Raw genomic sequence first — 10,812 nt, forward strand, 5'->3', positions numbered from 1 at the left:
ACGATGCCGCACATCACGATCGAATGTTCCGAAAACGTACGAGATCACGTCAACGTCGATAAGCTTCTCCGGCATGTCCATGACGCAGCGATCGAGACGGGTGTTTTCCCGCCGGACGGAATTCGTTCGCGCATCCACATTCTGGAACATTACCGCGTGGCCGAATCCGGGAAGAATGCATTCGTCCACGCCGTACTGCGCATCGGTCCCGGCCGGGATCAGGAAACGAAACGGCGCGTGCTCGATCACGTCTTCGCCGCGCTGACGGAGTCTTTGCAGAAGATGTATGATTCGCAACCGCTCGCGATCTCGATCGAGCTGCAAGAGCTGGATTCCGATCTGCGGCGCAACCAGAACAATCTCAAAGCGAGCGTGGCGGCCGCGCGATGAATCCTCCCGAATGGCTGCGCGGCTCGATGCCCCCGCTGGTCACGCCGTTCGCCGACGGGAACGTCGATACAGTAGCGTACGCGCGGCTCGTCGAGCTGCAAATTGCGGGCGGCTCGCAGGGTATCGTGGTCAACGGTACGACCTCTGAGCCTTCGACGCTCTCCGTCGACGAGCGCAACGCGCTGATTGACGTTGCGGTGAAGACGGCGAACAAGCGCATTCCGATCGTCGCCGCGACCGGTTCACAGTCGCTTGCCGAGACCGCCCTGTTGACGCAACATGCCATGCGCGCCGGCGTCGATGCACTCTTGATCGTGACGCCGTATTATATCCGTCCGCCGCAACGGGGGCTCATCGAATATTATCTGAGCGTCACGCGCGGGCTGCATATCCCGTGGATGATCTATCACATTCCAGGACGCACGGCAGTAAGCGTCGAGGTGGAGACGGTTCGAAAACTCGCCGAGCTTTCGCCCACGTTCGTTGGGATGAAACATGCCTCGACCGATCTCGCGTACGTTTCCGATCTGCTCGCACACTTGCCCGAGCTGCGCATCTTCGTCGGGTTGGAAGAACTCAGTTTCCCGATGATGGCGCTCGGCGCCGTCGGATTGATGAATGCCGTCGGGAATCTCAATCCGCGTGTCCTCGCCGAGATGTGTGATGCCGTCTGGAGCGGCGATCTCGCGCGCGGGCGCGAGATGCACGAACGATTGCTCGAAGTGAACAAAGCCGTCTTCTTCGATACGAACCCGATCCCGATCAAGTACATGATGAAGCGGCTCGGCATTCTTGCGCGAAACGAGCATCGTCTGCCGATGGTACCGGCCACGCCGGAGCTTGAGCGAAGGCTCGACGGCGTTTTGGAACGTGCCGGGATGTTGGCTGAGGCCGCTCGGACGGCGTGAGGGTTGCAGAATTCGAGGCTCAGCGCTTCACGCCGCCGATCGCACTGCGCGGCAAGATATTTTGCATAGGCGTCAATTACGGCAATCGAAACGCGGAATATAAGGACGGCACCGACCAACCGAAATATCCGAGCGTCTTCATGCGCACGTCCGGATCGCTCGTCGGCGACGGCGAGAAGATTCTGCGTCCACCCGAATCGGAGCAGCTCGACTATGAAGGCGAGATCGTGCTCGTGATCGGAAAGCGCGGGCGGCGCATTCCGCGCGAATCGGCGCTCACCCACATCGGTGGGCTGACGTGCGGCAACGAGGGCAGCGTTCGCGACTGGATGCGTCACGGCAAGTTCAACGTCACTCAGGGTAAGAATTTCGAGCGCTCCGGTGCGATCGGACCGGCGCTGGTAACAGCCGATGAGTTCAAGCGCTTCGACGATCTTCGTGTCACGACGCGCGTCAACGGCGAGGTTCGCCAAGACGACACGACCGCGAATCTGATCTTCCCGTTCGATTATCTGATCTCATATATCTCGACGTTCTCCGAGCTCGCACCGGGCGACGTCATCTTCACAGGCACGCCCGTAGGCTCCGGCGCGCGTTTCGATCCGCCGCGGTATCTGCGGGCGGGAGACGTGGTCGAAGTCGAAGTAGGCGGGATCGGCGTGCTGCGCAATACAGTCGCCGACGAGCAGGTGTAAGGAGCAAGCGCATGTCCTACCTCACGAACGTCAACGTCATCCCGTCCCACATCCCGGCCGAGGATCTAAAAACGTTCGGAACGCTCGAATCGTACGAAGAGTACATTCAGAATCAGGCGCGCGACACCGAGCAGTTGCTGCAAAAATATCGTGCCGCGAAAGTCCACGACCCCAAGCTTTCCAAAGAATATCGTGAAGCGATGCGCCCGATCATGGTGACGACGTGTTGGGGCGAAGCCCAGACGGCCAGCCAAGTTGCGCAGATCATCACCAAAACCAACAAGCCGAGCGTGCAGTATTTCTATACGACGCACGCGATCGACGAAACGCGCCACACGCAAATCGAGTGGCGGCGCATCGAAGACCTGCAGCTGGCGGATTCGCTCGACGTGCCGTACGAACAAACGGAACTCTTCCGTTTCGTGAACGGGCTGCCGACTTTCCTAGAGATCGTGTACGGTCAAGTCTGCACGCTCGAAGCCTACTCGGCGCACGTTCTCTTCAACTCGATCATCGAGCTTGCGAAGAATGCTGGTGATCTCGCCACCGCAGTAACCTACGAGCACGTCATGCACGACGAAGTCCGGCATATCGGCGTCGGCTTACGCCTGGTGCGCGAAGCGATCGAATCGGCGCCCGACCCGGAAGAAGCAAAGTTCCGCATTCTCGATCTCGAGGAGAAGCTCTTGCCGATTACGATTCGCAAACTCGGCCGCGAGTCGAAGATCGCGGAGTCACTCTACGAGTACGGGCTCATCAAGAGCAAAGCCACCTTCGAAGAAGACGGCTGGCGGCAATTCCTCACGTTTCGCTCGAAGATCGGCGTTCTGCCGCCGATGCGTTTCAAAGGTCCGTTGCCCGAACCCAGCGTCGCCTAAGCCGCGTGCTCGTCGCAGGTCTGTTCTCGACGCACGTTCCGCGCCTGATGATCCTCGATCCCGAGGCGCGGCGCGCCTACATGGGAAAAAACGTCACGACGTTTTACGACGCGCTCGAAGAGATTCGTGCCAAACGCATTGCGTCGCTCGATTTCGATACGTTCGTCATCGTTGATACGCATTGGCACACGACCCTGGATTTCGTCGTGAACGCTGGCGAGCGTTTACAGGGCGTCTATACGTCGGATGAGATTCCCGACATGCTGCACGAGTACGAGTACGACTATCCCGGCGATCCGGAGCTCGCCGATGCGATCGTAGCCGAGGCGCAAGCCGGCGGCGTCCCGGCCGTTACGTCGCGCCATCGCGGATTGCCGGTACATTACGGGACCCTCAATCCGATGCACTACTACAACCCGGGTCCGAACAGGAAGCGCGTCCTCTCGATCAGCGTCTGCGACACGGCGGAGGTCGAGCCGAATCTCACGCTCGGTGAAGCGATTGCTCGTGCGGCGCAACGCATCGGCCGTCGCGCGCTTCTGATCGCGAGCGGCGGAATGTCACATCGCTTTTGGCCGCTTGCGACGATCCGTGCTCGCGCAAGCGCCGATCCTTCCGATATCTCCTCGCCGAAGTTGCGCGAGTGGGACGAGCGGATCATGGAATGGTGGAAAAACGGCGATCACAAGAGCGTGCTCGCTGCAGCCGAAGAATTCCGTCGCGAATGTTCACCCGAAGGACGCTTTGCGCACTACCTCGTGCTCGCCGGTGCATTCGGACGCGAGTCGTTCAAGACGCGGGGCGAGCAATTCGGCCGTTATGAGGCCGCTATAGGAACCGGGCAGAGCAATTTCTGGTTTGCCGTCAATGGATCAGAGCGTTAAGCGCAATCCCGCGAACACGGACGTCGGCCGGTTGCTCCCAAGGTACACGCGGCCTTCGACGGCGAGATGCGGCGCGATCGATTGTGCGACGATTCCGTCGTAGAGAAAGCGCGATTGTCCGAGTGCCACCTGTCCGATGTTGCCCGCGCCGGCACCGGCGCCGATCGTCGTGCCGCCCAGTTTGAAACGCGCATCGGCGGTTGCAGCGAATCCGTGACCGTTAAATGGCGCAGCCGCGGTTGCTTCGACGCTGAGCGGTATGACCGGCGTCTTGAACAGCTGGAGTGAGACCGCCGCGCCGACCGATCCATTTCCGCTCGTATCGAAATAGCCGCCGTCGACGGAGACTTGCGCGCGTGCGGCTTGTGAAGAAGCCACGACGAGCACCGTCGCCAGCGTTGCAACAAATGAAAATTGTGTGAAGAAACGCATGCTGATTTCCTTCAACAAATGCTACGCGAATGCCGCTTCGACGTCGGCCCGCAGCGTCGAATTCTCAGCATTCCAAGCATCCGAGAAATGTTTGAGAATTCTCGCCGTCAGGCCCCAGATATGGCGGCCCTCGAAATCGAGCGCGTAGCTGATGCGTCCACGCTCTTTCGTCATCACGGCGTCCTCGTAGATTCCGTCGCTCGCAAGTATCGTCGCGAGCGGGACGGTGAACACGCCGACGATCTCATCTTGATCGATGGTAAGCGGTGTGCCGGGCTCGATGACGCCGACGACCGGCGTCACGAGAAAACGATTCGAAACTTGCTGCACGTCGGGCAATCGCCCAACGATGCGAACGCGATCGGGTTTTACGCCGAGCTCTTCGTAGAGCTCGCGCAATGCGGTCGTCGCAGGCTCGTCGCCGTCGATCGGATCCGCGCTGCCGCCGGGAAGGCCGATTTGGCCCGCGTGTTTGCGAAGATGCGGCGAACGCTCGATAAAGACGACGGCGTGCGGCGCCGACGCGTAGATCGCCAAGATTACGGCGGCTTTAGTCCAGACCTCAGGTGTTGAGCTCGACACGCGGAATCTTCGGCGCTTGGCCGCGTTTGTACACCATGATAGTGCGGTTGAAGCTGATGACGACGGTTCCGTTTTGGTTGAAGCCGTGCGTCCGTACCGTCACGATGCCGACGTTCTTGCGCGATTTGGACTCGCGCTTCTCCAGAACCTCGCTCTGCGAGTAGAGCGTGTCACCTTCGAACACCGGTGCGGGAAGACGAATCTCGTCCCAGCCGAGATTTGCCATGACGTTCATAGAGACATCAATGACACTTTGTCCGGTTACCAGCGCTAGCGTGAACGTCGAGTCCACGAGAGGTTTCCCGAATTCGGTCTGCGCCGCGTAGTGATGGTCGAGGTGAACCGGGGCAACGTTTTGGGTCAGCAACGTGAACCACATGTTGTCCGTGGTAATCACGGTGCGTCCGAACGGATGTCGATAAATGTCGCCGACTTCGAAATCCTCGTAGAATCTGCCGGACCAGCCAGGTTTTTCACCCATGACGCTTGACTATGTTCGACGTGCTGCATTTCCTCGTTTCGCTCGCAATCGGCGCCGGCGCGGGGCTTATGGGGGGAGTTTTCGGCGTCAGCGGAGGGACGGTCGCGATCTCCGCGATGGCGCTCCTCGGTTTCAAGCAGCAGCTGGCGCAAGGCACCAGCATGGTGATGCAGCTTCCGAATCTCGCCATCGGGGCGTATCAGTACACGCGCCGCGGAAGCGTCAACGTTCGAGCCGCCTTGACGATGTCGGGGGTCGCTCTGCCCTTCACGTTCGCGGGCGCGTTCATTGCAACGCACGTCCCAAGTCACAATCTGCGGATCGCGTTCTGCTGTTTTTTCTACTTCATAGGGTCGTTCTCGCTATGGAATGCGCTCCGAAAGAAAAAGCAGCTGATGAACCTTCCGCTGCGCTGGTATTACCTCACCGTGCTCGGCGCGCTCGGCGGTATCGCAACGGGACTGTTCGGAATCGGTGGGCCGGCGCTCGCGGCGCCGTCGCTGGTCGTGTTCTTCGGATTCACGCAAACGGCGGCACAGGGCATGTCGATCTATCTCTCTGTCCCTTCGACGATCATCAGCATCACGCAGTACGCGCGAACGCACGACGTCGACTGGCCCGCGGGGATTCTTCTTGCTATCGGTGGTGCGCTTCTCGTCAATGTGGGAGTTACGATCGCGCACCGGCTATCGGAGAAGGCGCTGCGTATCGCCTTCTCGTGTTTTATCTACGGGATGGCCACGCTGCTATTGATCAAAGGGCATTAGCTGCCTCGGACCAGCACAAAGATGCTGGGCAAGACCAGCGCGACCGTGATGATGATGACGCACGCGAACGTGCCGATTGCAGCTTTCGAGGTCTGCTGATCGAGGAATTCAAGAATCCATAGGCGCGTGCCGTTGAGCGCATGATAAATGACTGCGCATACGAGCCCGATCTCCATCGGCATCAAGAACGGATTTGCGTAGCTCGCAACCGTGGCGTCATAGAGGTTCGGCGCGAGCGGTAAAAGTGCGAGATCGAGCACGTGCACGAAGAGGAAGAAGAAAATCCCGATGCCGGTTGCGCGATGCAACGCCCAGGCCCATTGTCCGTGAAACTGCCACCAGCCGATCGGCAAGCGCAGCGTTGCACGTACGATGAAGGCGATTGCGATTGCAACGATGGCCAGATACGTGATGACGGCCAGCAGACCCAGCAATGTGTCAAGCGTCGGAACGATCCAGGTCGAGCCCGAGAGCGGGCCGCGGGTTTCTACGCCGCGCGCAACGCTCACGATCGATACGGTTCCGAGAGCCAGAAAGCCGGCAGCGAGCACCCCGAGAACGCCTTCGCCGGCGCGGCGGCCAATACGGCTCGGCACCGCATCCGCGATAACATTGCGCATCCCGACCAACCCGTGCGTGAGCGCAAGTAGTAGGAGTCCCCAGTCGAAGTCGCGCCAGAAGGCGTCGGACCAGCGCACTAGTACGAACGCGCTCGTCGTCCTGGAGGGCGCGTTCGCGTAGTGCATTACGAACAGGTGTCCGAGCACGAGCGAAATCACGAGCAAGCCCGAAATGCGAAGATACCACCACGCGATTCCCGTCGCGTTAGGTTGCACTCGCCGACTTTCCGCGTCGCAAGAGCTGAATTGCGGCGAGTGGCGCGACGCCGGCCGGACAAACGCTGACGCAGTTGCCGATAGAACGGCAGCTATACGCACCCTCGGGGCCACTGATGAGCGCGAAGCGATCGGCTTCACGATCGCGTTCGTCGGCCGCGAGCGCGAAGGCGCGATTGAGCGCGGCGGGCCCAAGATATGCGGGATTGCTTGCGACCGTCGGGCAGGCCGAGTAGCATGCGCCGCACGAGATGCAGTCGATCGCGCGATTCGCGCTCTGCCGTAGCGGCTGTGTGGGATCGACGCGCAGCGGCTCGGGCGTTTGCTCCGCAAACGAGGGCGAGTCTCCGACGAAGAACGGATCGATCTTGCGGTATTTATCGAAGAACGGCGTCATGTCGGTCGTGAGATCTTTGACGATCGGCAGCGAGCGCAGCGGCTCGACGCTGATCGTCGCACCAAGGTTCTCGAGACGGATCCGGCACGCGAGGCCTTCGCGTCCGTCGATCCGCATCGCACACGAGCCACACATTCCGGCGCGGCATGAATAACGGAATCCTAGCGTCCCGTCCTGATTTTCGAGAATCGCAAAGAGACCGTCGAGCACGCTGAATTTCGGCTTGGCTTCGATCGTGTACGTCGCCCAATAGGGATGCGCGTCGTTGCTTGGATCGAAGCGGCGGATGCGAAAGGTCTTGTGAACGCTCATGCCGGGACGGCGGCATCCGGCTTGAGGCGCGTCATCACGACCGGAACCTCGAAGATGCGATCGTTTTGCAGATGGATGTTGACGAGCCAGCGACCGTCATCGCGCTTCGCGAAGTCGCTGCGCGCATGCGAGCCGCGCGTCTCGGTACGATGCTCGGCAGCACGGGCGGTGAGCGATGCAACCGTAATCAGATTGCGTACGTCGAGGACTTGCTGCCACGCGAGATTCCAACGGCGTTCGTTAGGTGCGGCGCAGTGCAGGGCGCGATCCGAAAGCTCGTCGAGCGTCGCACGCGCACGCGCAAGTTGCGGGCCGCTTCGGACGAGACCCGCATCCTCCCACATCACCGCTTGCACGCGATCGCGAATCGCGAACGGATTCTCACCTTCTGGACGCGTCAGGGGCGCAAGTGCTGCGTCCAGCGCCGTATTGACTGCGGATGCGTCAACAGCGTGCATGTCAAGTTCGGAACAGATTTGCGCGGCTGTAACGCCGGCGCGTGCGCCGAACACGCACGATTCGGCAACCCCGTTGCCACCGAGACGATTCGCGCCGTGGACGCCGCCTGAATCCTCTCCCGCGACGAGGAGCCCGGGCATCGCGGTACGGCAGCGATCGTCGATTGCCACGCCGCCCATGTGAAAGTGCGCGGTCGGAGTGACCTCGACCGGTCTGCGCGTCAGATCGTAGCCGACCTCGGCGCAACGCCGGACCATCCCGGGAAAGGTTTTCGCAACGAAATCGGCGCCGAGATGCGATGCATCGATGTAAACGCCGCCCGCGGGCGTGCCGCGTCCTTCCATGATCTCGATATATGCCGAGCGTGAGACGACATCGCGTGTCGCGCGCTCCATGCGTTCCGGATCGTAACGCTGCATGAAGCGCTCGCCGTGTGCATTGAGCAGATAGGCGCCGGCGCCGCGCAAGCCTTCTTCGAGGACCATTCCGGAAAGCCGCGATGCGCCCGCTAAAATCCCCGTCGGATGAAATTGCATCATCTCCATGTCGACGAGATCGCAGCCGGCGCGATACGCCATCGCATATCCGTCGCCGACCTTTTCGATCGACGGCGCGGAGAATTTGTACATACGCGGACCGCCGCCGGTCGCCAGCAACGTCGTTCGCGCGCGCGCCAGCGTGAACGCGCCGGTACGTTGGTGAAGAAGCAGGGCGCCGGCAATGCCGCTGCCGTCTTTGGTTGGAATCAGATCGAGCGCGCGTGTCTCATCGATCAGCGTGATCTTGCGCGCGAAGAGTTGATCGTGCAGCCGGCTGACGATTTCGATGCCGGTGAGGTCGCCGCGATGAACGGTGCGATCGAAAGATTGTCCGGCAAATGCCTTCTGATGAATCGTTCCATCCGGACGGCGATCGAAGAAGACCCCAACCTTGGTCTCCAGTTTCCGGATGATTTCGGGCGCGTCGGAAACGAGCGCCCACGCCAAGTCCTGATTGTTGAGGAAGGCGCCGCCCTTAACCGTATCGAGAAAATGTTTTTCGACCGAGTCTTTCGGATCGAGCGCGGCGTTGAAGCCGCCTTGGACGAGGCGCGTGCAGCCGCTCTTGCCAACCAGGCCTTTGGCAACGACGACGATGTTGAGGCGCGGATTCAGATCGTAGGCGTGCAGCGCCGCCATCAAGCCCGCGCCGCCGCTCCCGATGATCAGAAAATCACAGGTGAGCTCGTCGTAACCGGGGCTCATGTGATGCCGAGTTTAGCGTAGATCGACGCGAGACGTTCTTGTGCGGTCGCCGCAACGTCACGGTAAATGCTGGCCCCGTGGGCGTCCATCGCGACTGTAAGCGGTCCGAAATCGCGAACGCGAAATTCCCACAGGCACTCCGGCATTAGGTCTTCGAAATAGACGTTTTCGATTGCTTCGACTTGCTCGGTTTCGACCGAGGCAGCTCCACCGACGATTGCGAGGTAGACGCCGCCCAGCGATTTGAGCGCCGCGCTAGCTTCCTCGGAGAGCCCGCCTTTCCCGATGATGGCGCGAACGCCGGTTTCTCGCAGCGATGGTTCCGTGAAACGATCCATTCGCATGCTGGTCGTGGTGCCGACGGTCATTGGTTCGTACTTGCCGTTCGGCAGCTTGCGCACGTTTGGCGCAACATGCAAGAATACGCTCCCGCTCAGGTCGACGGGGGAGGGTCGCTTGCGATCGTACATGGCGATGTACGTTGCGTCGCGGATGCCCCAGATCGTCCCTGTGAAATAGACGACGTCGCCCGTGCGCATCGCGCGCACGTCGTCCTCGGAGAGTGGTGGCGTTAGACGATGCTCGGCCATCAGTATCCGAATTCGTATTCGCCGTCGGCATAGATCTTGGCGCGCCGGCGTTCGCCGCGCCAACATTGGAAATTGATCGCGACGGGATTGCACGTGATGTGCGTCCAGGCAGCTTCGATGTGAACGTCGAGTGCCGTCGTGTCGCCCCCGAGCCCCATCGGCCCGATTCCGGTCGCGTTGATCGCCTCGAGCAGCTCGAGCTCGAGCGCCGCGATCTGCGGATCGGGATTACGCTCACCGAGCGGTCGAATCGAGGCTTTCTTGGCAAGCAGCGTGCAAAGATCGGAGGTTCCGCCGATTCCGACGCCGACAATCGTCGGCGGACACGGCTTACCGCCCGCGCCGACCGTCATTTCCATGACGAATTTCTTGACGCCGTTGATTCCGTCGGAGGGCGAAAGCATTTTCAGGAACGACATGTTCTCGGAGCCCGATCCTTTCGGGATCATCAAGAGGTCGATGTAGTCGATCTCTTTCGAGAACTCGATGTGCACGACGGGGATGCCGTCGCCCGTGCTCGTTTGGCGGTTCTCGCGCGTGATCGGCGAGACGATGCTGCTGCGCAGCGGATGGTCGACCGTTGCGCGTTCGATGCCGCGCGTGAGCGCATCGATCAAACGTGCCCCGTCGATCAAGAACCCCCGGCCGATCGTCACGAAGAAGATCGGAAACCCGGTGTCTTGACAGACGAGCGTGTGTTTCTTGTCGGAGATCGCCATGGCGCGCAGCATCGTGTTTACGATGCCTCGCGCTACCTGGCTGCTCTCTCGCTCCATCGCCGCGTCGATGGCCGCTCGAACGTCCGGTGGAATATCGATTTGAGATTCGATGTACAAGCGTTTTCCGAGCTCTTCGAGCTGATCGTAAAACGCATCGGTATTGATCGCGGCTCCCATCATGATTGGGAGATAGCACACCCCGCGGAACCATCCCTATGTGGCAATCTTGCGCAGGAGT

The 10,812-nt window shown here is 60.6% G+C and carries 14 protein-coding genes; 6 read left to right on the plus strand and 8 right to left on the minus strand.

The annotated features are described in order from the left end of the window. The first annotated feature begins 3 nt into the window (after positions 1 to 3). Genes VGG22_14470 through VGG22_14490 form a run of 5 tightly spaced genes read left to right on the plus strand, consistent with a single transcriptional unit; the run spans position 4 to position 3,755 of the window. A complete protein-coding gene (locus VGG22_14470; protein ID HEY1729580.1) occupies positions 4 to 390 on the plus strand; it encodes a hypothetical protein in 387 nt (128 codons plus the stop codon). Beyond that, a complete protein-coding gene (dapA, locus tag VGG22_14475; GenBank protein HEY1729581.1) occupies positions 387 to 1,298 on the plus strand; it encodes a 4-hydroxy-tetrahydrodipicolinate synthase in 912 nt (303 codons plus the stop codon). The genes VGG22_14470 and dapA overlap by 4 nt, the downstream gene beginning before the upstream one ends. After that, positions 1,295 to 1,993, plus strand: coding sequence for a fumarylacetoacetate hydrolase family protein (locus tag VGG22_14480; protein HEY1729582.1), 699 nt, complete (start codon positions 1,295 to 1,297; stop codon positions 1,991 to 1,993). Before dapA ends, VGG22_14480 begins: the two co-directional genes overlap by 4 nt. An 11-nt stretch (positions 1,994 to 2,004) precedes the next feature. Continuing rightward, entirely contained in the window at positions 2,005 to 2,871 is an 867-nt protein-coding gene (locus tag VGG22_14485; protein ID HEY1729583.1) for a hypothetical protein, read from the plus strand. Between the two features lie 5 nt (positions 2,872 to 2,876). After that, positions 2,877 to 3,755: a hypothetical protein gene (locus VGG22_14490; protein ID HEY1729584.1), complete on the plus strand. Its 879-nt coding sequence runs from the start codon at positions 2,877 to 2,879 to the stop codon at positions 3,753 to 3,755. Here VGG22_14490 and VGG22_14495 read toward each other — a convergent pair. From VGG22_14495 to VGG22_14505, 3 genes are read right to left on the minus strand one after another with little or no spacing between them, the layout of a single operon-like run. Beyond that, on the minus strand, positions 3,744 to 4,187 hold the full coding sequence (locus tag VGG22_14495) for a hypothetical protein (GenBank protein ID HEY1729585.1): 444 nt from the start codon (positions 4,185 to 4,187) through the stop codon (positions 3,744 to 3,746). The genes VGG22_14490 and VGG22_14495 overlap by 12 nt on opposite strands. 21 nt (positions 4,188 to 4,208) lie before the next feature. Next, on the minus strand, positions 4,209 to 4,769 hold the full coding sequence (locus tag VGG22_14500; GenBank protein HEY1729586.1) for a CoA pyrophosphatase: 561 nt from the start codon (positions 4,767 to 4,769) through the stop codon (positions 4,209 to 4,211). After that, positions 4,750 to 5,250, minus strand: coding sequence for a MaoC family dehydratase (locus VGG22_14505; GenBank protein HEY1729587.1), 501 nt, complete (start codon positions 5,248 to 5,250; stop codon positions 4,750 to 4,752). Before VGG22_14505 ends, VGG22_14500 begins: the two co-directional genes overlap by 20 nt. Positions 5,251 to 5,261: 11 nt before the next feature. Here VGG22_14505 and VGG22_14510 point away from each other — a divergent pair, with 11 nt between their 5' ends. Beyond that, the gene (locus VGG22_14510) at positions 5,262 to 6,017 is read left to right on the plus strand and encodes a sulfite exporter TauE/SafE family protein (GenBank protein HEY1729588.1); all 756 of its coding nucleotides are present in this window, start codon (positions 5,262 to 5,264) and stop codon (positions 6,015 to 6,017) included. Here the strand turns inward: VGG22_14510 and sdhC are convergent. The 5 genes from sdhC to VGG22_14535 are packed head-to-tail and all read right to left on the minus strand — an operon-like array spanning position 6,014 to position 10,772. Further along, complete coding sequence (sdhC, locus tag VGG22_14515; protein ID HEY1729589.1) at positions 6,014 to 6,853, minus strand: succinate dehydrogenase, cytochrome b556 subunit; 840 nt, start codon at positions 6,851 to 6,853, stop codon at positions 6,014 to 6,016. The two genes, VGG22_14510 and sdhC, sit on opposite strands and share 4 nt — an antisense overlap. Continuing rightward, entirely contained in the window at positions 6,843 to 7,562 is a 720-nt protein-coding gene (sdhB, locus tag VGG22_14520) for a succinate dehydrogenase iron-sulfur subunit (GenBank protein ID HEY1729590.1), read from the minus strand. The genes sdhC and sdhB overlap by 11 nt, the downstream gene beginning before the upstream one ends. Continuing rightward, complete coding sequence (locus VGG22_14525) at positions 7,559 to 9,265, minus strand: FAD-dependent oxidoreductase (GenBank protein HEY1729591.1); 1,707 nt, start codon at positions 9,263 to 9,265, stop codon at positions 7,559 to 7,561. Before VGG22_14525 ends, sdhB begins: the two co-directional genes overlap by 4 nt. After that, entirely contained in the window at positions 9,262 to 9,855 is a 594-nt protein-coding gene (locus tag VGG22_14530; protein ID HEY1729592.1) for a FumA C-terminus/TtdB family hydratase beta subunit, read from the minus strand. The genes VGG22_14525 and VGG22_14530 overlap by 4 nt, the downstream gene beginning before the upstream one ends. Beyond that, a complete protein-coding gene (locus VGG22_14535) occupies positions 9,855 to 10,772 on the minus strand; it encodes a fumarate hydratase (protein ID HEY1729593.1) in 918 nt (305 codons plus the stop codon). Before VGG22_14535 ends, VGG22_14530 begins: the two co-directional genes overlap by 1 nt. Positions 10,773 to 10,812: the final 40 nt, after the last annotated feature.

The organism is Candidatus Baltobacteraceae bacterium (assembly GCA_036489885.1).
In the GTDB taxonomy this organism is placed as follows: Bacteria; Vulcanimicrobiota; Vulcanimicrobiia; order Vulcanimicrobiales; family Vulcanimicrobiaceae; genus JAFAMS01.